The sequence below is a fragment of the Bacteroides sp. HPS0048 genome (assembly GCF_964240755.1).
GTDB lineage: Bacteria > Bacteroidota > Bacteroidia > Bacteroidales > Bacteroidaceae > Bacteroides > Bacteroides nordii.
Genome location: NZ_CAXSVC010000012.1, coordinates 73,743 through 96,331 on the forward strand (window position 1 = coordinate 73,743; position 22,589 = coordinate 96,331).

The window sequence follows — 22,589 nt, forward strand, 5'->3', positions numbered from 1 at the left end:
ATGGGAAAATTGATTCAGAATATGCTTGAGAAGAAGTTTTGGCTTCAGCATAAGGAGTTGTCAGAATCTAAGGTTATGGCATATTATGATTTTCTTTTGGAGTCACAGTTTTATAGTCGTGAGAAGTTAGTGGAACTGCAACTGGATTATTTCTCTAAATTATGGTCATTTAGCATAAAGCATATCCCTTTTTATAAGGATATGGCAAAACGATTAAATCTAAGCGCCAACTCCATCCAGACATTCGATGACTTGAAAAAGATTTCAATCCTTACAAAAGATATTGTTCGTACTAACTTTGATGCCTTACAATCCGATGTGGACAGAAAACGTTTCATTTATAATTCGACCAGTGGAACTTCAGGAAATAACTTTTTTTTCTATTCAGACAGACAGGCAGATAACTGGCAATGTGCATTGAATTTTCGACGTTATGGCATTATGGGCTGCTCGCCATTTGATACAGAATGCTGTATATGGGGAGCTGCTTTTGACCTTCCAAAGTACAACTTCAAGCAACAACTTAAGAGATTTTTTCAGCTTGAGAATCAAATTGCGATCAACGGTTATCATCTTTCTGATTCGGATATTCTCGACATATATAGAAGAATTAATGGTCGTAATGTTATTATGAAGTCTTATCCTTCAATACTTGAGAAAGTTGCAACTGTGCTGGAACAGAATAGTCTTAGTATTGATGTAAAGGCAATTCATATTGCAGGAGAGAAGCTGTATCCTTATCAGACCGAAATTATCAAGCGTGTCTTCGGAAAAGTTCCATTCGATTTCTATGGAGCAAGAGATTGCCCAAATATGGGCGAGGATTGTAGCGAGCACATGGGGTTGCACGTTTATATGGAGAATGTGATTTTCGAAGTGATTGACGAGAATGAAAATCCGATAGAAGAAGGCGAAGGCGACATTGTTATTACAGGATTGCATAATTACGTAATGCCTCTGATAAGATATAAAATTGGCGATAGAGCGAAAGTATCCAAGGGCAAAATATGCAAGTGTGGACGTAATCTCCAGGTCGTTGATGAGATTCTTGGCCGGAGCTTTGATATTATCAGATTCCCAAACGGTAACAGTGTTGAGGGAACGTTCTGGACCTTGCTCATGCGCTCTAAGCCAGGAATAAGGGAGTTCCAGATTATTCAGGAGGAGGAGGACTATATTCGCATCATATACAAGAAGGACGGTTCTGTTGATAGTATCCCAATTGATTACTTCAAATCAACACTCAACCAATATGCTGGTGACTCTTGTAGGTTTGACTTTGAAGAGATTTCTGAAATCAAACCCACATCAGCGGGAAAAATGAAGTTTGTAATCTCTAAAGTAAAAAAATGATAGTATGAAAGTATTGATGTTTCATTCTTTTGGTAATTCAGAGTCCGGATGGCTTCAGAACTGGTTGTCAACTTCAAGAGTACATTTTGAATATTTCTGCCGTTATATAGCGGACAACCATATACCTACTTTGTTTCTGGATGAGTGGTATGATTTACAGAATAACCCAGAAAGAAGTAAAGGTAACGAAATTGTGATGACCTTTGACGATGGTTACTTAGACAATCTTACCGTGGCTTACCCTATTCTTAAAAAGTATGGTTTGAAGGCAACCATATTTGTTAACCCTGAGTTTGTCTCTCTTACTTCTGGTATCAGAATTAAACGTGACTATCCAGATCTTTCGGCTAAGGATAAGGACGAGTTGGGCTTTTTGAACTGGGATGAGATCAAATTCCTTGACTCTACAGAATATATAGATATCCAATCCCATAGTATGACTCATAGCTTTTATTTTTGTGAGAATGTGGTGAATGATATTTATGAGGGAAAAAGAGAACAGTACTGGATGTCATGGATTGCACAACCAGAGAAAAAGACCTTTTGGATGGTAGAAGACCAACGTGACTTTGTTCCGTATGGTACTCCTATGTTCAAAGAATATCGTGCTCTTGGCCTTAGAAGGTATTTCCCGGATCCAGTCCTAAATGAAAAGGTGGTAGAACTATATAATAAAGCTCACCTCAATCGAGATGAACTCATTCAAAGAGCTAACGAGCTTTTAAAGAAGTACCCAGGATGTTTTGAAAGTGACGAGGAGATGGAAGAGAGGTTTCGTTATGAGTTATGTGAAAGTAAGCGCATACTCGAGGGTAAATTGAATAAGAAGGTTGATTTCCTCTGTTGGCCTGGTGGTGGATATAATGATGTGTCGCTACGTATAGCGGAGGAAACAGGCTATTTAGCATCCACAATAGCAAGTAGAGAACGTCATCGCTTATTGGATAATACTAAAACATATAAGCGTATTCAGCGCTTTGGAATGGGGAGTGTTGCATTCAATTATAAGGGAACACCATACATTAGCAAGGATAAAAAGTTCTTGGTAAATAGCTATAAGTATGTTAATGGCTGTTTAACGCGAAAAATAGCTTTCTATTATCACAGAATATTTTCGAAAGTGTATGAAATGTTTTTTAAATAATAGAGGAATGAAAATCTTTTTTTATTCTATTTATACAGATACAATTCTGAATGATCGTAAACCTCCAGTAGCTACTGGAGGTGCTGATGTTCAGATGGCAATGTGGGTACGAGCTTTCGCAAAGAACTGTAAGGTATATACCTTCTCATATTATCGAAATAGAATTGTATCACCAAAGGAGTGGGGAATACATTTTTGCTTTTTCCCACTTCTCAGGAAGGTGATGGTTCTGCTGAACTGGTTTAAACCATTGTCTCTTTTATTCTCGAATCCTGATATAGTGGTTCTTCGTGGAATACCTTCAGAACTTAAGTTCTTGGAATGGATGAGAAAAAGGCTCAATATCAAACTACTTTTTATGATAGCGAGTGATATGGATGTGAATCCAGAAACTTTTGGATGGGATAAGCGATTTCCTGAGTTGATAAAGAAGGCTGAGTTTGTTATTGCCCAGAACAATTACCAGTATGATATGGCAACGAGCAAATTGGGCGTTAAAAACATCGCTCTAATATCAAATATATGGAATCGTGAGATGTTTGGTAACTTGTCTCAAGAGAAGAAGTACGATTATATCTGGGTAGGAAATTTTAGGGAAATTAAGAGACCAGAGTGGGTTGTTGAAATTGCCAAGGCGAATCCTGACAAAAAGTTTGTTGTAGTTGGAGCATCATTAGGCAATTATGTGGAGTTGTGCAGAACATTCAAACGATTGGCTAATGTAGATTATCTTGGTTCGAAGACATTGTTTGATACTACAAAACTTGTAGCACAGTCACGTTGTCTTTTGTGTACTTCTGTGAAGGAGGGATTTCCGAATACTTTCCTTCAAGCATTGAGTTGCAATGTTCCTTTGATTTCTACGGTAAATCCTAATGGTATTATTGATAAATACAGGTTAGGTTTTGTAGCAGAAACGATCGAGGATTTTAATGATCTGATTCGAAAAGACGTAATAGAAGGTGTTGAGCAAGAAAACATTGTTACATACTTCGAACTGAATCACTCTGTTGGCAGAGGCGTTCAAATAATAAATAAACTAATAGCAAATGAGTCTTAAGCAAACGATAACCCATAACCTCTTGAATGTCCCTGGATGGTATACTAAGCGCAAATTAGTCGTTATTGAATCGGATGATTGGGGGGCTATACGTATGCCATCTAAGGACGTTTATAATCAGTTTTTAAAGGAAGGAATTAGGGTAGATAATGATCCTTATTGTCGATATGATAGTTTAGCGAATAAGGAAGATCTGGAAGCATTGTTTGATGTATTGACTTTTGTTAAGGATAAAAATGGTAATTATGCTGTATTTACAGCTGATGCAGTAGTAGCTAATCCTGATTTCAGAAAGATACGGGAAACTGATTTTTGTGAGTATTTTTATGAACCAATTACTGTGACTATGGCAAATAGTCCTGCTCATGAGCATGTCTTTGATTTATGGAAAGAAGGGATTAAAGAAGGTATTTTTCATCCACAGTTTCACGGGAGAGAACATTTGAATGTAGAGAAGTGGCTTGCAGTACTTCGAGAAGGAAGAGAACTTGTAACTAAAAGAGCATTTGAATTAGGTACTTTTGGGTTGACATCTAAAGTGGATCAGAGTATACAAGGTAATTATATGGGAGCATTTGATTCTGCAGAAAAGGATGATATTAGGCGATATGATAATATAATTAAAGAAGGTTTGGACTTATTTGAGAATTTATTTGGATACCGTTCGGAATCTTTTATTGCTACTACATATACATGGAGTCCTCTTATTGAATCAAGTTTGAACTCAAATGGGGTTAGATATATTCAAGGATTAGTATCACAACGTATTCCTCTTGATTCGGGCACAAAATTTTATTTTAAGAAAAATAATTATCAAGGAAAAAGGAATAACTTGGGGCAGATATATTTAATGCGGAATTGTTTTTTTGAGCCTTCTCATTTTAGGGATAAGTTTGATGTGGTAGATGAGTGCTTATCACGAATTAATATTGCTTTTAGGTGGGGAAAAGCAGCAGTAATAAGTTCACATAGATTGAATTTTATTGGAAATATAGATATTCAAAATAGAGATAGAAATTTGATTCTATTTCAAAAGCTATTGAATGAGATTGTGAAAAAATGGCCTGATGTTGAATTTATATCTTCTGATGAGTTGGGGAAAAATATAGTGAGTAAATATGATAAAGAATAAAGTTGATTATAAGTATTACCTTGCCGAGGATTTAAAACGTTATCATTTAAGGTTTATAGACCGTTTTATATTCAGTGAGAATTATCAGACGTTGAAGTATCTGAGAGTTTTACGTCGTTTGGAGTACTTAACTAATATAAAGAAAAATATTTTTCAGAAGATAGAATATTATTATACTTTTTGGTATTATAGACGTTTATGTTTTAGAACAAAAATGAGGATCGGTATAAATACGTGCGGACCGGGTTTGTATATACCTCATATTGGCTTTCTTATAGTTGTAGCAAGGTCACGAGTAGGGAAGAATTGCATAATAACTCCAGGGGTAGTAATAGGAACGAAACACACTTTTGATAACGTACCAACCATTGGGGATAATGTAGAGATTGCTTTAGGAGCAAAGATTATAGGTAAAGTTTCTATTGGGAATAACGTGATTATAGCTCCGAATTCGGTAGTGGTGAAAGATATACCAGATAATTGTGTCGTTTCTGGAATTCCTGCAAAAATTATTAAGAGAAATGGTGTGAAAGTAAACTCCAATTGATATAATGATAAAGAAAAAAATACTTCTTGTTATTCCTTATAATCGTGGAACAATTGGTTTATGCTCTTTAAATTTGTATAAATCTTTATTAAAAAGTGCTACTACGGAGGTAAAATGTGTCATGATTCATAAGTTTGAGAATGGTTATGATGAATTGGAACATTGTGAATATTGCATAAAAGGAGGAAATCATGGCTTGAGACGTTTTATTATGCCTTTTATAGAAAGGAAGTGGTTGAGAAAAATAAAGAAGGAGTTTTCTCCAGATGTAACAATATCTACTTTATTTAGTTGCTCAACTGTAAATGTCCTTGCAGGGGGAAAGGAAACTAAAATTGGTATTTTCCATTCTCCGCATACACAAGTGAAAGAAAAAGGAAAAATCGAATATTTGATAACATTATTTATTTACCATTATATATATCCGCATTTAGATTATCTGTATTGTGTGAGTAATGAAGTACGAAATTCGATAGTTAATTCTTTTTCTTCTATTAATCTACAGCAAGTAAAGGTTGTTTACAACATTCATGACAAAGAAAATATTGTAAATAAATCTTTAGAGAAACTATCTGAGATGGAACAGGAGGTATTCAAATATCCTGTTATATTATATTGTGGTCGATTAGATAAAAATAAAGCACCTGACAGAATATTGCAGGCTTTTATAAGGCAAAAAGAGTTATTTCCTTATATGCAGTTAGTATATATAGGGCAGGATGTAGATCATCTTTGGAGTAGTTTACATGAGGAAGCCATCAATGCTGGTATTGGAGAGCGGGTTCATTATTGGGGAAGACAAAATAATCCATATAAATATATGAGGCATGCAAAAGTATTGGTTTCATGCTCGTATAGTGAAGGACTTCCTGGAGTTATAATTGAGTCTATGTTATTGAATACTCCTGTAATTACGACAAATTCTTCTGAAGGTGTTTGGGAGATTCTTAGTTGTGAAGGAGACTATTCTTCTGATTTAAATGGAATATATATTGCAGGAAAAGGAATAATTACATCAAATAATTCTTTTAAATTGATTGAAGAATATGATACAGATATAAAAAATTTGTCTGAAGCATTGAGGGTGATACTGAACGAATCTTTTAAAAAAGTTCCATTCCTTTTTGAAAAAAATATTCTTCCAGAATATGTTGTGAGTAAATATATATAATATTTTTTGATGTTTACAAATATATCTTTTGTGAAAGGTTGTTATGGGTGTGGTGTCTGTGCTATCTCATGCCCTAAACAAATTATCGCTATCCGATTAAATGAGAACGGATTTTATGAACCTCATATAAGCGAATTGGACAAATGTATAAATTGTTCTCAATGTTTGGCTGTTTGTGCATATCTTAATGATGAAATAACATTATCTTCAAATGAAATAGAGGCTTATGCCGGATGGAGTAAAGATGAAGCTGTATTGAACAGGTGTTCTACAGGAGGTATTGCTTATGAAATAGGTAGAATATTATTGGCAGGTGGCTATAAGGCATGTGGTGTAAAATATAATGTTGATTTGGATAGAGCGGAACATTTTATGGCTGAAAATATAGAGGAGTTTTCAGCAAGTGTTGGCTCTAAATATATACCTAGCTATACATTGGATGCATTTTCTGTGATTAACCGTGATGATAATTATTTTGTAACAGGTACTCCTTGTCAAATAGATTCTATACGCAAATATATACGAAGAAGAAAGATAGAGGAGCATTTTGTTTTAATGGATTTTTTCTGTCATGGTGTTCCATCTATGTTATTATGGAAAAAATATCTGGATTTTGTAAAGAACTCGGTAGATATAATTAAAGATGTTTCTTGGAGAAATAAGAATGATGGTTGGCACGACTCATGGGCTATGGGAATTAATCTGTATGATGGAAATGAAAATAATGGAATCAGACAATTTACTTATTTTTCTAAATTGACAGATGGAGATCTTTTTTATAAATTTTTTTTAGGAAACAGTTGTTTGGGGAAAGCTTGTTATAGTAAATGTAAGTATAAAGCTCTTTCGTCATCCGCAGATATTCGTATAGGAGATTTGTGGGGAAACGTGTATAAGAAGAATGACAAAGGGGTTAACGGTATTCTTGTTTTTACGGATAAAGGGAGAAGAGTTATTACTAAACTTCAAGAAACCTGTGTTTTAAAAAAGGAAGTAGTTTCGGTTGTGCTGGAAGGGCAAATGAGGAAAAAAGTTAGTCGTCCTTTTATTTATCCATATGTGCTTAAGGCTCTAAAGAGTGACAAGGAACTTCATGAGATTTATTCTTATTATTTGAAACCATATAAAGTATTAATGATTCCTAAAAGAGTTTTTAATAAGATTAAACGGATGATTGCTAAATGAAAAGAATTAAAACTATAACATCTCATGATGTATATAATTACGGTGCTTCTTTACAAGCATATGCTTTGATGAAATATTTACAAGAAAGAGGCTGTGAGGTACAGGTAATTGATTATAAACCCAGCTATGCTAATGCTCGATATAATTTTTGGTATATGGATGCGAAGTATAAATGGGGGAATTTCTTTATTCTAAAGTTTTTAGTCTGTTTATTATTAGCTCCTAAAAGATTCTATACATATGAAAGAAAAAAAGCATTTGATTCATTTACTTTGAAATATTTATGTCTTACAAAAAAGAAATATTTTTCTTATGATGCTTTGAAAGAAGATGCAGAGTTATGTGCTGATGTTTTCATAGTAGGAAGTGATCAAGTTTGGAATTCTAATCATGCGAATGGTAAAGATCCTGCAAATTATTTAGGATTTGTACGGGGGAAGGCTAAAAAGATGTCGTATGCTGCCAGTTTTGGTATGGATCATATTGAAAAAGGATATGAACTGTTTGTGAAACAAATGCTTGAAAATTTTGAGTTGATTACTGTAAGAGAAAAACATGGAGTCGAAATTCTTTCTAGACTTGGTATCGTATCCAAGCAAGTAGTAGATCCTGTTTTTTTGTTAGATAAAGAAAAGTGGAATTCAATAGCTGAATCGAAAACATTGGATGAGGATTATATCTTAGTTTATGATTTTGGGAATAATCCTTTAATAAAAGTTTTTGCTCAAGAGTATGCCCGAAAGCACAAAGTGAAAATATATTCGATTAATGATTTTATTCCACATCGATATGCGGATAAGAATATAAATAATGCAGGTCCGGAAGCTTTTTTGAATTGGATAAGAAATGCAAAGTGTTTTATTTCCAATTCTTTTCATGGAACTGCGTTTTCAATTATTTATGAAATACCCTTTTGGGTATTTAAACGTAAAGATTGTGTTAATTCAAGAATGGATTCTTTGTTGGATATGGTAGGCTTGGAGAACAGAGTCATTGAAGATGATACTTCTTTTGAACGAATGGATGAGGATATAGATTATCAATCAGTGAAAAGAAATCTTGAAAGGAATATTACTTTTTCAAAGGAAATTTTGTTACGATCTATATCTTGAATATGCGAAAAATATTGCAACTAAATACTACCGTGAATACTGGTAGTACCGGACGTATTGCAGAAGAAATCGGTAGAACTGCCATTAGTAATGGGATGGAGAGTTATATTGCTTACGGCAGGATAGCTAGAGATAGTCAATCTACTCTTATCCGTATAGGAGATGGTTGGGATGTGAAATGTCATGTTTTGGCTACTCGATTATGGGACAGACATGGTTTTTCTTCGACTTGTGCAACCAAAAAGTTTATTGCTGAACTGGAAAGAATAAGTCCGGATATTGTTCATTTTCATAATTTGCACGGTTATTATTTGAATGTAGAAATATTATTTCGTTATTTATCTCAGACAAAAATACCGGTAGTCTGGACATTACATGATTGCTGGCCAATGACCGGACATTGTTCCTATTTTGATTATGTGAACTGTAATAAGTGGGAAATGGAATGCCATAAGTGTCCAAATTTGAAAGGGTATCCTACTACCATGTTCGTAGACAGGTCGAAAGATAATTTTGCTAGGAAAAAGCAAACTTTTACATCTGTTGATAATATAACTTTTGTGACCCCGTCCCATTGGTTAAAGAATATTGTTAAGCGTTCTTTTTTGAGTGTGTATCCGGTGAGGGTGATTCATAATGGAGTGGATTTAGCCATTTTTAACCCTGTAGCTTCTGAAAATATAAAAATAAAGTATGGCTTAAATGTCAATAATAAAATCATTTTAGGAGTAGCCAGTACATGGGATCGTAGAAAAGGGCTTACTGATTTCATTCAACTAAGCCAATTGTTGGCAAAAAACGAACAGATTGTATTGGTAGGATTAAGTTCAGGACAAATTCGAAGCTTGCCAAAAGGAATAATAGGGATTAATCGAACAGAAAATGTGAATGAGTTAGCTGCACTATATTCAATGGCAGATGTTTTTGTTAATCCTACTTGGGTAGATAATTTCCCTACAACTAATATAGAGGCTTTGGCCTGTGGGACTCCTGTGGTTACATATCAAACCGGGGGAAGTCCGGAAGCTATCTCGCAAGATACAGGACGAGTGGTTGAAAAAGGGAATATTTCAGCTTTATATCAAGCAATATCAGAGATTTTAAGCAGGGATAGCGTATGTTATCAGACTTGTTGCAGGCAACGTGCCGAAATTCTTTTTAATAAAGAAGAACGTTATCAGGATTATATAGAACTGTACAAATCTTTATTATAATTATGTATAGAAATACATGGAAATCTTTATTGTCGGTACATGCCAGTAATATACCGGGATGGCGTACAAATAGAAAAATTGTCGTCATTGAATCTGACGACTGGGGTAGCATCCGGATGTCTTCTTTAGAAGCTTTTAAAAAATTATTAAAGGCAGGAATGAGAGAGGACCGCAATCATTATAATTTATATGATTCACTGGAAAGTAATCGTGACTTGGAGTGTTTGTTTGAAACGTTATCTAATTTTAAAGATAAGAATGGGAAGGCACCGGTAATGACAGGAGTAAACGTTGTTGCCAATCCGGTATTTGAACGAATTAAAGAAACGGGATATACGGAATATTTTTATGAACCTTATACGGAAACTTTAAAACGGTATCCAGCCCATGACAGGGTATACGAATTATGGAAAGAAGGTATTGAAAAACGATTGTTTGTACCTATTTTTCATGGGCGTGAACACTTGAATGTACAGCGTTGGCTACGTGCTTTAAGAAGTGGGCATCGTTCTACCTTACTTGCTTTTGAAAATGGAGTTACAGGAATCTATAATGGAATTAATGAAGAACCAATACCTAAATTTCAAGCGGCATTCGATTTGGATACGATAGATGATCTTCCTTATATGGAGGAGGTTTTAAATACAGGATTGGATCTATTTGAGAGACTATATGGTTATCGTTCGAAGTATTTTGTTCCTACTAATGGACCTTTTAATAATTCATTGGAAAGAGTTCTGTTTGATAACGGGGTAAGATATATTAATTCAGGAAAAATTCAGATGGAACCTTTAGGTAATGGGCAATTTAAAAAGAATATACGTTTTTTGGGGCAGAAGAATAGGTTAGGGCAGATTTATTTGACACGTAATTGTTTTTTTGAGCCTTCCAGTATGGAGAGTCCAGCTAATACGGATTGGGTAGGAAATTGCTTGAAAGAGATGGAAGTCGCATTTTTATGGCATAAACCTGCTACTATCAGTTCTCATCGTGTGAATTATATAGGCTTTTTACATCCGGAAAACAGAGAAAAATCGTTAAAGAAGTTAGAAGAATTATTGGTCAGAATGCTCAAAAGATGGCCGGATATAGAGTTTATGACATCAAGTGAATTGGGAGATTTAATAGCTTCGGGGCAGAAATGAAAAAAATGGTTCTAATCAATCAGAGTACAGGATATTTAATGATTGATATTGTTAATGCTTATGCAGATAGATATGATAGTGTTTCTTTAATAGCAGGCAGTATTAAGATGACAGAACGTTCTCTGAAGGATATAGTAAAAGTCGATAAAATAATAGCATATAACAGAGAATCCTTTTTAAAAAGACTTTTCACATGGTGTTGGGGAACCATACAGATTTTTTTTAAACTCTTATTTAAATATAGAGGATATGAAATAGTATATGTTACTAATCCACCTATGTGTTATTTGTTACCCTTACTGCTTCGTCGCCCTTTTTCGGTGATTGTGTATGACATATATCCAGATGCATTACGGAATATAGGAGTAAAAGAAAATAATTGGTTATACAAACAGTGGGCTGGATGGAACCGAATTATATTCTCCAGAGCTTTGAAAGTGGTCACATTAAGTGAGGGTATGGGAAAAGTTTTAGAGAAATATGTTAATAAAGATCAGATTCGGGTGATTCCCAATTGGGCTGCATCTGTGAAATTTCGTCCTATTAAGAAAAGTGATAATCGATTTATACAGAGACATTCTTTGGATGGGAAGTTTATCGTTTTATACTCTGGAAATATCGGATACACGCATAATGTAGAGTGTTTGATAGAAGTTGCACGTTTACTTAAAAACGAAGTTGATATTCGATTTTTAATAATTGGGGAAGGGAAAAAGAAAGAAACTTTGATTAAGATGACCAAAGAGTATGGATTGTCTTCATGTTGTTTCTTTACATGGCAGGATAGAGATACTTTACCTTATTCATTGGCTGCTGCCGATGTAGGAGTAGTAACCTTGAATGATGAAACAGCACAAGTGAGTGTACCTAGTAAAACGTACAATTTATTAGCTGTAGGAGCACCGTTATTGTGTATTGCTCCCAAATGTTCGGAGTTGGCATATTTAGTATCTCATTATGACAATGGCACTTGTTTTGATAAGAGTGAAGTCCGCTTAATGGCTGATTATATTTTAACCTTAAAAAATAATATGGAACTACAAAAGCGTTTGAGTGACAATTCATGTAATGCAGCGAAAGATTTTACATACCAAAATGCACAAAACTATGTATAAAAATGGTTTTAAGCGTATAATTGATTTCACATTAGTCCTCTTTGTCCTTTTTGTCATTTGGCCTTTTCTGTTAATAATGGGTATCTGGCTTCATTTTGCCAATAAAGGTGCCGGAGCATTTTTCTTTCAGGAACGTCCGGGAAAAAACGGGAAAATTTTTAAAGTAATCAAATTTAAAACAATGACGGACGAACGAGATATAAGTGGAAAATTATTACCGGATGCTCAACGAATAACCAAAGTTGGTAAACTGGTTCGTTCCACATCCATTGATGAACTTCCTCAATTGATCAATGTCTTAAAAGGGGATATGGCATTAATAGGTCCTCGGCCACTATTGGTTCGCTATCTTTCGTTATATTCAAAAGAACAGGCACGTAGACATGAAGTCAGACCGGGTATCACAGGATGGGCGCAGGTGAACGGCCGCAATGCGATCAGTTGGACAAAAAAGTTTGAGTTCGATGTCTGGTATGTGGATCATTGTTCATTCTGGTTGGATTTATGTATAATTTTAAAAACAATAAAGAAAGTATTTGTGAGAGAGGGGATTTCTCAACAAGGACAAGCTACCATGGAGCCTTTTAATGGTAATAATTAAAATATGAGAGATATTGCAATTTATGGGTTTGGAGGGTTCGGGCGTGAAATAGCGTGTATAATTAATGCGATTAATCAGACTGCTCCAACATGGAATTTTATAGGTTATTTTGATGATGGTCATGCAATCGGTGAGACTAATAAATATGGTGAGGTTTTGGGGAATCTGGAAACAGTGAACCAATATAATAAACCATTAGCTATTGTGATGGCCATTGCATCACCGGTTGTGTTACAGAATCTTATCGGTAATATACATAACCCTCATATCCATTTTCCGAATATTGTAGCTCCTAATGTCTTGTTCTTTGATAAAGAGTCTGTTTGTATGGGACAAGGAAACGTGATTGCATTCGGGGGGAGAATAAGCTGTGGTATACGTATCGGAGATTTTAATTTAATGAATGGCTGTATTTCATTAGGACACGATGTCACAATCGGAGATTATAATATGATGCAACCGGAGGTTCGAATATCCGGTGAAACAAATATTGGTAATGCTAATTTCCTGGGAGTCAGATGTACTGTCTTACAAGGATTAACTATAGGTAGTAATGTGCGGATAGGGGCCGGAAGCGTTGTTATGAGAAAAACAAAAGATGGTATGAGTTATTTCGGTAATCCGGCAAAAATGATGAAAATACAATAACTAATCAATAATATAAACTTTATGGAAGAGAAATTTATAGAATTAATTAAAGAGGTTTTGGAAATTGAAGATCGTGAAATAAACATGGGTGATAAATTTCGTGAATATGAGGAGTGGAGCTCGTTAGCTTATTTATCTGTTATTGCCATGTTGGATGAAGAATATGATTGCCAAATAGAAGAAGCGGATTTTCGTAAGCTACAGACAATTCAAGATTTGTATAACGCTACAATAAAAAAATAATAATGGCTTTCTTACAATACGAAGGAGTAGGTATCACTGCGCTGGCAGCAGCTGTACCTCGTACTGTGATTAATAACTATGAGTATACTCGGTATTTTCCTGCTGATCAAGTGAAAGAAGTTGTTGATAAAGTGGGAATATTGGAACGTCGGTTTGCTGATGAGAATACCTGCTCTTCTGACTTGTGTTATGCTGCGGCTGAGAAATTGATTGCTGATAATAATATCGATAGATCAGAAATAGATTTACTTGTATTTATATCTCAAACCCCTGATTATAGAATGCCGGCTACTTCTGTGATTTTGCAGGATCGGTTACAGTTACCCAACTCAACGATTGCGTTTGATATAAATTTGGGGTGTTCGGCGTTTATGTATGGTATGAGTGTGGTATATGCCTTGATGCAACAAAAGGGATTGCGAAAAGCTTTGATTCTGGATGGGGAGACACGTTCTAAGGTTTATTCTCCTAAAGACAGACGTACTGCATTTCTTTTTGGTGATGGAGGAGTGGCTGCTTTGATAGAGAGAAACGAACGTTTTGGTAAAAGCTATTTCTCATTAAACTCAGACGGGTCACGTGAAGGACTTATAAAAGTGGATGCAGGAGGATATAGAAAAATGAGCTCTGTGGAGACTGTACAGGAACGTGTTGTGGATGAATATGGTAATATTCGTAGTGAAGAGCAGGGATACATGCATGGTGGGGATGTCTTTAATTTTGTAATTCGCGAAATCCCCAAAGATATTAAAGCACTACTTGCATATGCTGAAGTTGATAAAGATGAGTTTGATTATATGGTCTTTCATCAGGCGAATAATTTTATCAATTCTTATCTTGCCAAAAAACTGAAACTGAATACAGATAAGATTCCTTCTACCATTGCTAAATTTGGTAATACTTCATCGGTTTCTGTTCCGTTGACCATTGTGAGTGAACTTAAAGACAAATTGAACAGTGGTAATAAAAAGGTGTTGTTGAGCGCTTTTGGTGTCGGTATGACTTGGGCTACTGCAATTGTTGATTTTTGTGACTGTAAGATTAGTGATATAGTAGAAGTATGAGTCCTTTTAGCTTGAAAGACAAGGTAATTTGTATCACAGGAGCTTCGTCCGGTATAGGTAGGCAATGTGCTGTAAGTTGTAGCCAGATGGGAGCAACGGTGGTACTGATGGCACGTAATGAAGAGCGGTTATGTGAAACCTTGTCAGCTATGGAAAATCCGGATAAACATATGATGGTACCTGTTGATTTGACTGAATATGCTCAGGTAGGATTGGCGGTTAAAGATATTGTAAATAAGGCCGGAAAAATTAATGGAGTATTGCATTGTGCAGGAATATCAACTACCTTACCTTTGAAATTAGTAACTCCTGATAAACTACAAGACTTTTTCAAAGTGAATGTTTTTTCGGCATATAATTTGACAAAAGAAGTATGTAAAATGGGGTATTTCTCCAAAGAAGGAGGTAGTATTGTCTTTTTCTCTTCTGTGATGGGAAAAGTGGGTGAAAGTGGAAAGTCTTTGTATGGAATGACGAAAGGTGCATTGGTTTCTGGCGCACGCTCATTGGCTTGTGAATTAGCCCCCAAAAGAATTCGTGTTAATACAATTTCTCCAGGGGTTGTTATTACTCCTATTAATTGCAATTTACCCCACATTGCAGATCCTGAGAGAAGGGCGGTTGTGGAACAACAACATCTTTTAGGATTGGGTGAAACGGAAGATATAGCTAATGCATGTATTTATCTTTTGTCGGATGCTTCAAGGTGGGTAACCGGTATAGATTTATGTGTTGACGGAGGATATACTGCCCGATAAATGAAAGTAGAACGGATAATAAATACCATATATGCTTCAAATACTTACATATTGTATGATCCTCGTTATGATGAAGTATGGCTGGTTGATGCCGGAGATACGAATCTTGTGATCGAATGGATAGAAAAATATTCGAAGACATTGAAAGGGGTATTTTTGACACATACTCATTTTGATCACATATACGGATTAAATACTTTATATCAACATTATCCAGATATTAGAGTTTTTACCTCTCCGGAAGGAGCGGAAGGATTATATTCTGAAAAATGGAATTTTTCTAAGTACCATCACTGTTCATTTGTATATGCAGGGAATAACGTAGATATTGTAAGGAATAAGCAGACTGTAGATTTGTGGCCTGATGTCCGGTTGCATATAATCAAAACACCGGGACATGACTGGAGCTGTTTGACTTTTGAAGTTACTGATTGTTTATTTACTGGTGATGCCTATATACCAGGCAAAAAAGTGGTAACAACTTTCCCTAAAAGTAATCGATCTGAAGCGATAAAATCTGTAGAAATTATATTAAATCTCCCTGGCATTATGAAAATTTTTCCTGGTCATGGGAATGTTGAAATTGTAAATCATTAAGATGTAATAAAACAATGGACAAACGAATTTATCTTTGTCTCGCTCATATGAGTGGCAAAGAACAAGGTTTCATAAAAGAGGCCTTTGATACCAACTGGGTAGTTCCTCTTGGTCCTAATGTAAATGCTTTTGAGGAAGAACTTGAAAGTTTTATAGGTAATAATAAAAAAGTGGTGGCTTTATCCGCTGGGACGGCTGCCATCCATCTGGCATTGATACAGTTGGGAATACAAGCCGGTGATGAGGTGATTTGTCAGAGTTTTACTTTCTGTGCTTCCGCCAACCCGGTTACTTATCTGGGAGCTATTCCCGTATTCGTGGATAGTGAAGAGGATACTTGGAATATGAGTCCGGTTTTACTGGAAAAAGCTATTGAAGATAGAATCACGGAAACCGGAAAGAAACCCAAAGCAATTATTCCGGTTCATCTTTATGGTATGCCTGCCAAGATGGATGAGATTTGTGCGATAGCGGAGAAATATGATATTCCTGTTTTGGAGGATGCTGCCGAAGCCTTAGGCTCGGAATTCAACGGACGTAAATGTGGTACTTTCGGTAAGTTTGGTGCATTGAGCTTTAATGGAAATAAGATGATTACCACTTCCGGTGGAGGGGCTTTGGTTGTGCCTGATGAAGAAACAAAGAAACATACAATGTTTTATGCCACCCAGGCTCGTGAACCGTTTCCATATTACCAACATGAACATATCGGCTATAATTATCGTATGAGTAATATTTGTGCAGGTATAGGGCGTGGACAGATGACAGTTCTGGATGAACATATTACCCATCATCGTCATATACATGATTTGTATGAGAAAGCATTTGTAGATATTGAGGGAATTTCTTTAATGTCTAATCCGGATAGCCGCTTTAATGCGAATTATTGGTTATGCACTATTTTAATTGATAAAGAAATTACCGGTTTCGATTATGAGGAACTGCGTATAGCTCTTGATAGTAGAGGCATAGAAACCCGTCCTTTATGGAAACCGATGCATCTGCAACCTGTGTTTAAAAAGAATCCTTGTTATGTAGACGGTACTTCCGAAAACTTTTTTAACAGAGGGCTTTGTATACCTGCAGGTCCTTGTGTGACAGATGAGGATGTAGCTTATATTGTTGCGGAAATTAAGAACTGTATGAAGAAATAAGTTGCTAATGAGGATGTTTTTTAATCTGCTAAAAGGCCTTTTCTGTTTCTTTTGTATTCCTTATTTTGTTTGGAAACAGAAAAAAACAATTATATAAACCCAAACATTGGATTCGTTCAATGCTTTCTTCCTTACTACAAAAGATGACGTAAGGATAGCCGGGTTATTCTGATGTGAATCATGATAATTCAGCTTAAATATTATTGTTTGTTTGTGTAGCCCTCCTTTTAAATCAGGCGTGGTTTATTATAAGGAGGGCTTTTTTATTAAAGTTTTGTAGATCCTTTTTTCGAATTATAATACTGCATTCTTTTCATCTCAAATGTAGTTGTTAGCTGGCCAGGCTTTCCTGTTTATGGAAAAGCCTGGCTACTTTTATATTTACAGTTCTATATACTTGTAATATATTGATAATTAAAAGATTATAAAATGGGTGTGTTGTGAATCATTCAGCAGACTCCTTTTTGCTTTGAGAGCTTAGAATAAACCTCCATCTTTGCAATGTTGATCAACAAAACGTGAATGAAAAAACGATTAGTAACATTAAAAAGAGGAGGTAATTATGCCTTTATTTTATAAGGGAATACAATCCAGTAAAGCCAACAAAGCCGGAGTGAAAACATGGCATCCGTCTTTAGTAAAGATGAAGAAAAGGATTAATACACAAACCTTGGCAGAGGAGATTGCCGAAAAGGCTTCACTGACACCGGGGGATGTGCAAAATGTGGTACGGAACTTGCTTTCGGTGATGCGTAGATATCTGTTGGACTGCTATACAGTGCGCCTTGAAGGGCTGGGAACTTTTACAATGAAGGTCCGTTCGCAAGGCAAAGGGGTAGAAACAGAAGATAAGGTGAATCCTAATCAGATCACATCGGTACAGTGCCAGTTTACTCCTGAATATTTCCGTCCGATAGCTGTGGGTACTACCCGTGCACTGACTCAGGGATTGTCATTTGCACATGCTGACTTGATGAAGAAAGGTATTGATAACAATGGCGGAGGAAATGAAGGAGAAGGTGAGGATCCGTCGGTTTAGTTGACAATTGACAATTGACAATTGAAAATTGAAAATGAGCTGCGCAGTGTTTGCATGCTGCAGAGGTAACTTAAGAACTTAAAAACTTAGAAAGAGATTTATGAAAAAGACGGTTTGGAGTACGATTCTGAAAGTGATTATTGCAGTGGCCAGTGCTATTGCGGGAGTAATTGGTGGTCAGGCAATGACGTTCTGATGATGAAAGACGATAATTGAGTGGAGAAAGCTCCCGGCGGTTCTGTGAAAGAGAACTTGTCGGGAGTTTTTTTATATGTGTGTGCAGTGTGCTTGAATTTTTATCTATATCTTTGCACGCTCAAAACGATAAAATAGTGAATTTAATTATCGATATAGGAAATACGGTAGCTAAAGTGGCACTCTTTGAGGGGGCTACAATGGTAAATGTTGTCTATGATTCTAATGAGTCGCTGGATTGTCTGGAACATATTTGTACTGAATATCCGATTGACAGAGGTATTGTTGCAACTGTCATTAATCTGAATGAGCGTGTTTCCGGACAAATAAGTAAGCTTTCTGTACCTCTGCTTTGGCTGGATAAAGATACTCCGCTTCCGGTAATCAATTTATACGAAACACCCGAGACACTGGGCTATGACCGGATGGCTGCTGTGGTGGCTGCTAATGAACAATTTCCGGGAAGGGATATTCTTGTGATTGATGCGGGGACTTGTATAACTTACGAATTTATTGATTCTCAGGGACAATACCATGGTGGGAATATCTCTCCGGGGCTACAGATGCGTTTTAAAGCACTTCATCAGTTTACAGGACGTTTGCCGTTAGTTGCTCCACAAGGATGTACGCCGGCTTTGGGGAAGGATACAGAGACTGCTATGCGTGCCGGAGTGTGGAAAGGCATCGAATATGAAATATCAGGTTATATTACGGCTATGAAACATAAATATCCTGAAGTTTTGGTTTTTTTAACGGGCGGAGATGATTTTTCTTTTGATACGAACGTAAAAAGTGTCATCTTTGCAGATAGATTTTTAGTGTTGAAAGGATTAAATAGAATTTTAAACTATAATAATGGTAGGATTTAAACAGACACTTTGTGCGCTTTTGCTCACGACTTTTGCAGGAGTGGCAGTCGCTCAAAATAATACAAACTCTCCTTATACACGATATGGCTATGGCGATTTAGTCAATCAGAATTTCGGAAATAGTAAAGCAATGGGAGGGATTGCCTTTGGATTGCGTGATGGTTCACAAATTAATCCGTTGAATCCTGCTTCATACACGGCTATTGACTCACTGACATTCTTATTTGAAGGAGGAGTGAGTATGCAAAATGCTAATATCAGTGATGGCGCTTTGAAGTTGAATGTGAAAAATTCAAGCTTTGATTATATTGCTATGCAGTTTCGGTTGCATAGGAGATTGGCTATGAGTATCGGATTGTTGCCTTTCTCAAATGTAGGTTATAATGTGTCACAGGGATATTCGGAAACATCTGCCAGTCCGAGTTATACAAAGCAGTTGTTAGGTGACGGAGGTTTGCATCAGTTATATGCCGGTTTGGGTGTGAAAGTGCTTAATAATTTATCTATTGGTGCGAATGTTTCTTATTTCTGGGGAGACATAACACGTACGTTGGCTATGGTGTATCCTTCATATACAAATGTAGACGGACAGACAGTTTCGAACTCATATGTAGAAACAACAGGAATGTCAGTTCGTGATTATAAATTGGATTTTGGTATACAATATACCCAACCTATTGGAAAGAAACATTTAGTAACATTGGGAGCTGTGTTTTCTCCGAAACACAATTTGAACAATGATACTTATGTGCAAACCAATACGAGTGTAATAACTACTAAAGATACGATTGCAACATTCGGATTACCGAATAGTTTTGGAGCCGGTATTACTTATAAATATGATGACCGCCTGACGGTGGGAGTGGATTACAGCTTGCAAAAGTGGGGAGATGTGACTTATATGAATCAACCTAATGCATTTTGTGATCGTACAAAAATTTCGGTAGGTGCTGAATATTTGCCTTCGAAACTTGGAAAAACTTATTTTGGACATGTGAAATATCGTTTAGGAGGTTATTATACTACTCCTTATTACAAAACAGAAGCTGGTGAAAGGGCTTCACGTGAGTATGGTGTTACAGCTGGTTTGGGTCTACCTATTCCACGCTCACGTTCTATCGTTAGTCTAACGGCGCAGTATGTGCGTGTAGAAGGTTTGCAGACTGGTATGTTGAATGAAAATATCTTGAGATTCAGCATTGGAATCACGTTTAATGAACGTTGGTTCTTCAAACGTAAGGTTGATTAATATTGAGAATAGACTAATTATATAACAACTAAAATTTAGATACAATGAAGATTAAAACGCTTGTGGCTGTGTTGTTCCTTTCGGCGGGTGCAACCTCTGTTGCGGCACAGAACGATAGCATCTGTATCCCTAACAGTAGTGTATCACATGAAGCTGTGAAAGCAGGTAATTTTAAAGATGCCTATGCGCCGTGGAAAATAGTGTTGGAAACTTGTCCCACACTTCGCTATTATACTTTTAAGGACGGTTTTACAATTTTGGAGGGCTTGATGTCTAAGATGACTGATAGGAATAGTCCTGAATACAAGAAGTATTTTGATGATTTGATGCATACGCATGATGTGCGTATGAAGTATATTCCTGATTTCCAGACAAGAATGAAGGGAGTTCCTTCAGTAGAAGATGCATTGGGTGATAAGGCATTGGCCTACATTCAGTTTGCGCCATCTCCGGATGTAAATCAGGCTTATGAATGGTTTAAGCAGTCTCTTGAAGGAGCTAAAGCTGACGCTTCTCCTAATGTAATGCATTTCTTCCTGGATATGTCTTTGCAAAAGCTGAAAGCTGATCCATCTCATAAAGAACAGTTTATTAAGGATTATTTGCTTGATACTCAGTATACAGATGAAGCGATAGCTAAAACAGAGAAAGAGAACATTAAGGCTGCTTTAAAATCTGTAAGAGAAGGTCTGGATGCACAGTTCATAAATAGTGGAGCTGCTACTTGTGAATCATTGCAAGAGATATATGCTCCTAAAGTAGAAGCCAATCAGGGAAATCTGGAAGCTTTGAAAGAGGTAATTAAAGTGATGGCTATGATGGGCTGTAAAGATAGCGATGCATATCTTCAGGCCTCTTTGTATGCTTACAAATTGGAGCCAAGTGCTGATGCTGCTATCGGTTGTGCTGCTATGGCATTCAAAAAAGGAGATATTGACGGTTCCGTTAAATTCTTTGATGAAGCAATATCTTATGAAACTGATAACGTAAAGAAAGCAGAATCTGCATATAAAGCTGCCAGTGTATTGGCATCAGCTAAGAAGATTTCGCAGGCAAGAAGTTATGCTCAGAAAGCTATCAGTTTTAATGAGAACTATGGTGCTCCTTATATCCTGATTGCTCAGTTATATGCTGGTAATTATAAATGGAATGATGAACCGGCATTGAATAAATGTACTTTCTTTGCTGCCATTGATAAATTGCAAAGAGCGAAAGCAGTAGATCCAAGTGTGGCTGAAGAAGCTAATAAGTTGATTTCTTCATACTCTGCTTATACTCCGGAAGCTAAAGACCTGTTCATGTTAGGTTATAAAGCTGGCGACCGTATCACAATTGGCGGATGGATCGGAGAGACTACAACGATCAGATAATATAATATGTTACAAGAAAAAAGTAACTTTTTATTTAGTAAAAACATGAGCATAACAATTGTCCTGGGGACAATTGTTATGCTTCTTTTATTTTCTTCCTGCGGAGGGAAGAAGAAAGAACTTGGTGAGGCTATAACGGAGCGGGATTCTTTGCCTTGGATGGCAACTTTAGGGGTTGTAACCTATATTTCGGATTCGGGTGTGACACGCTATCGTATGGAGGCCGAGGAGTGGTTGATGTATGATCGTAAAAGACCTTCTTATTGGGCATTTGAAAAAGGTGTCTATCTTGAACAGTTTGATTCTTTATTTAATGTAGATGCCAGTATAAAAGCTGATACTGCTTATTTTTATGATAAGCAAAAACTTTGGAAGCTGATGGGAAATGTCGATATTAAAAACCGGAAGGGAGAACGGTTTAATACAGAATTGTTGTATTGGAATCAGGCTACCGAGAAGGTTTATTCGGACCGGTTTATACGTATAGAACAGCCCGATCGGATTATTACCGGATATGGTTTTGATTCTAATCAGCAAATGACCATCTATCAGATAAGAAATATGGGAGGTATTTTTTATGTAGATGAAGAAGAACAAAAAGCATCAACGGATTCTGTAAGATAA

Annotated in this window: 24 protein-coding genes; all 24 read left to right on the forward strand. The window is 36.2% G+C overall.

What is annotated here, in order from left to right; all coding sequences use genetic code 11:
- The gene (locus ACESQI_RS11530) at positions 1 to 1,353 is read left to right on the forward strand and encodes a phenylacetate--CoA ligase family protein (RefSeq protein WP_195660674.1); all 1,353 of its coding nucleotides are present in this window, start codon (positions 1 to 3) and stop codon (positions 1,351 to 1,353) included.
- Positions 1,354 to 1,357: 4 nt separating this feature from the next.
- Entirely contained in the window at positions 1,358 to 2,497 is a 1,140-nt protein-coding gene (locus ACESQI_RS11535; protein ID WP_195660675.1) for a polysaccharide deacetylase family protein, read from the forward strand.
- 7 nt (positions 2,498 to 2,504) lie between these two features.
- Positions 2,505 to 3,557: a glycosyltransferase gene (locus ACESQI_RS11540; protein ID WP_195660676.1), complete on the forward strand. Its 1,053-nt coding sequence runs from the start codon at positions 2,505 to 2,507 to the stop codon at positions 3,555 to 3,557.
- Positions 3,547 to 4,689 carry a hypothetical protein gene (locus tag ACESQI_RS11545; RefSeq protein WP_195660677.1) on the forward strand — a complete coding sequence of 381 codons (1,143 nt, stop codon included), beginning with the start codon at positions 3,547 to 3,549 and terminating at the stop codon, positions 4,687 to 4,689. Before ACESQI_RS11540 ends, ACESQI_RS11545 begins: the two co-directional genes overlap by 11 nt.
- Positions 4,676 to 5,236, forward strand: a complete 561-nt coding sequence (locus tag ACESQI_RS11550) for a serine acetyltransferase (RefSeq protein ID WP_195660678.1) — start codon at positions 4,676 to 4,678, stop codon at positions 5,234 to 5,236. Before ACESQI_RS11545 ends, ACESQI_RS11550 begins: the two co-directional genes overlap by 14 nt.
- A 4-nt stretch (positions 5,237 to 5,240) precedes the next feature.
- The gene (locus tag ACESQI_RS11555) at positions 5,241 to 6,407 is read left to right on the forward strand and encodes a glycosyltransferase (RefSeq protein ID WP_229127648.1); all 1,167 of its coding nucleotides are present in this window, start codon (positions 5,241 to 5,243) and stop codon (positions 6,405 to 6,407) included.
- Positions 6,408 to 6,416: 9 nt separating this feature from the next.
- Complete coding sequence (locus ACESQI_RS11560) at positions 6,417 to 7,592, forward strand: Coenzyme F420 hydrogenase/dehydrogenase, beta subunit C-terminal domain (protein WP_195660679.1); 1,176 nt, start codon at positions 6,417 to 6,419, stop codon at positions 7,590 to 7,592.
- The gene (locus ACESQI_RS11565) at positions 7,589 to 8,704 is read left to right on the forward strand and encodes a polysaccharide pyruvyl transferase family protein (RefSeq protein ID WP_195660680.1); all 1,116 of its coding nucleotides are present in this window, start codon (positions 7,589 to 7,591) and stop codon (positions 8,702 to 8,704) included. Before ACESQI_RS11560 ends, ACESQI_RS11565 begins: the two co-directional genes overlap by 4 nt.
- A gap of 2 nt (positions 8,705 to 8,706) precedes the next feature.
- A complete protein-coding gene (locus ACESQI_RS11570; protein WP_373126124.1) occupies positions 8,707 to 9,918 on the forward strand; it encodes a glycosyltransferase family 4 protein in 1,212 nt (403 codons plus the stop codon).
- A 2-nt stretch (positions 9,919 to 9,920) separates the two neighbouring features.
- The gene (locus ACESQI_RS11575) at positions 9,921 to 11,063 is read left to right on the forward strand and encodes a hypothetical protein (RefSeq protein WP_195660682.1); all 1,143 of its coding nucleotides are present in this window, start codon (positions 9,921 to 9,923) and stop codon (positions 11,061 to 11,063) included.
- On the forward strand, positions 11,060 to 12,178 hold the full coding sequence (locus tag ACESQI_RS11580) for a glycosyltransferase family 4 protein (RefSeq protein ID WP_195660683.1): 1,119 nt from the start codon (positions 11,060 to 11,062) through the stop codon (positions 12,176 to 12,178). Before ACESQI_RS11575 ends, ACESQI_RS11580 begins: the two co-directional genes overlap by 4 nt.
- Complete coding sequence (locus ACESQI_RS11585; protein ID WP_234130317.1) at positions 12,171 to 12,779, forward strand: sugar transferase; 609 nt, start codon at positions 12,171 to 12,173, stop codon at positions 12,777 to 12,779. The genes ACESQI_RS11580 and ACESQI_RS11585 overlap by 8 nt, the downstream gene beginning before the upstream one ends.
- Positions 12,780 to 12,782: 3 nt before the next feature.
- Entirely contained in the window at positions 12,783 to 13,427 is a 645-nt protein-coding gene (locus ACESQI_RS11590; RefSeq protein WP_195660685.1) for a serine acetyltransferase, read from the forward strand.
- A gap of 21 nt (positions 13,428 to 13,448) precedes the next feature.
- Entirely contained in the window at positions 13,449 to 13,670 is a 222-nt protein-coding gene (locus ACESQI_RS11595; protein ID WP_195660686.1) for an acyl carrier protein, read from the forward strand.
- Between the two features lie 2 nt (positions 13,671 to 13,672).
- The gene (locus ACESQI_RS11600) at positions 13,673 to 14,734 is read left to right on the forward strand and encodes a 3-oxoacyl-ACP synthase III family protein (RefSeq protein WP_195660687.1); all 1,062 of its coding nucleotides are present in this window, start codon (positions 13,673 to 13,675) and stop codon (positions 14,732 to 14,734) included.
- Positions 14,731 to 15,492 (forward strand): SDR family NAD(P)-dependent oxidoreductase, encoded by a 762-nt coding sequence (locus ACESQI_RS11605; RefSeq protein WP_195660688.1) that lies wholly within the window; start codon positions 14,731 to 14,733, stop codon positions 15,490 to 15,492. The genes ACESQI_RS11600 and ACESQI_RS11605 overlap by 4 nt, the downstream gene beginning before the upstream one ends.
- Positions 15,493 to 16,089 (forward strand): MBL fold metallo-hydrolase, encoded by a 597-nt coding sequence (locus tag ACESQI_RS11610; protein WP_195660689.1) that lies wholly within the window; start codon positions 15,493 to 15,495, stop codon positions 16,087 to 16,089.
- A gap of 14 nt (positions 16,090 to 16,103) precedes the next feature.
- A complete protein-coding gene (locus ACESQI_RS11615) occupies positions 16,104 to 17,243 on the forward strand; it encodes a DegT/DnrJ/EryC1/StrS aminotransferase family protein (RefSeq protein WP_278508230.1) in 1,140 nt (379 codons plus the stop codon).
- A 562-nt stretch (positions 17,244 to 17,805) separates the two neighbouring features.
- Positions 17,806 to 18,282 (forward strand): HU family DNA-binding protein, encoded by a 477-nt coding sequence (locus ACESQI_RS11620; RefSeq protein WP_002559635.1) that lies wholly within the window; start codon positions 17,806 to 17,808, stop codon positions 18,280 to 18,282.
- A 100-nt stretch (positions 18,283 to 18,382) separates the two neighbouring features.
- The gene (locus ACESQI_RS11625) at positions 18,383 to 18,478 is read left to right on the forward strand and encodes a smalltalk protein (RefSeq protein ID WP_002559636.1); all 96 of its coding nucleotides are present in this window, start codon (positions 18,383 to 18,385) and stop codon (positions 18,476 to 18,478) included.
- Positions 18,479 to 18,614: 136 nt separating this feature from the next.
- Positions 18,615 to 19,346 (forward strand): type III pantothenate kinase, encoded by a 732-nt coding sequence (locus tag ACESQI_RS11630; RefSeq protein ID WP_195349454.1) that lies wholly within the window; start codon positions 18,615 to 18,617, stop codon positions 19,344 to 19,346.
- Positions 19,333 to 20,595 (forward strand): hypothetical protein, encoded by a 1,263-nt coding sequence (locus ACESQI_RS11635; protein ID WP_002559638.1) that lies wholly within the window; start codon positions 19,333 to 19,335, stop codon positions 20,593 to 20,595. The genes ACESQI_RS11630 and ACESQI_RS11635 overlap by 14 nt, the downstream gene beginning before the upstream one ends.
- 44 nt (positions 20,596 to 20,639) lie before the next feature.
- On the forward strand, positions 20,640 to 21,965 hold the full coding sequence (locus tag ACESQI_RS11640) for a M48 family metallopeptidase (protein WP_007484454.1): 1,326 nt from the start codon (positions 20,640 to 20,642) through the stop codon (positions 21,963 to 21,965).
- Positions 21,966 to 22,010: 45 nt separating this feature from the next.
- Complete coding sequence (gene lptC / locus ACESQI_RS11645; RefSeq protein WP_234130318.1) at positions 22,011 to 22,589, forward strand: LPS export ABC transporter periplasmic protein LptC; 579 nt, start codon at positions 22,011 to 22,013, stop codon at positions 22,587 to 22,589.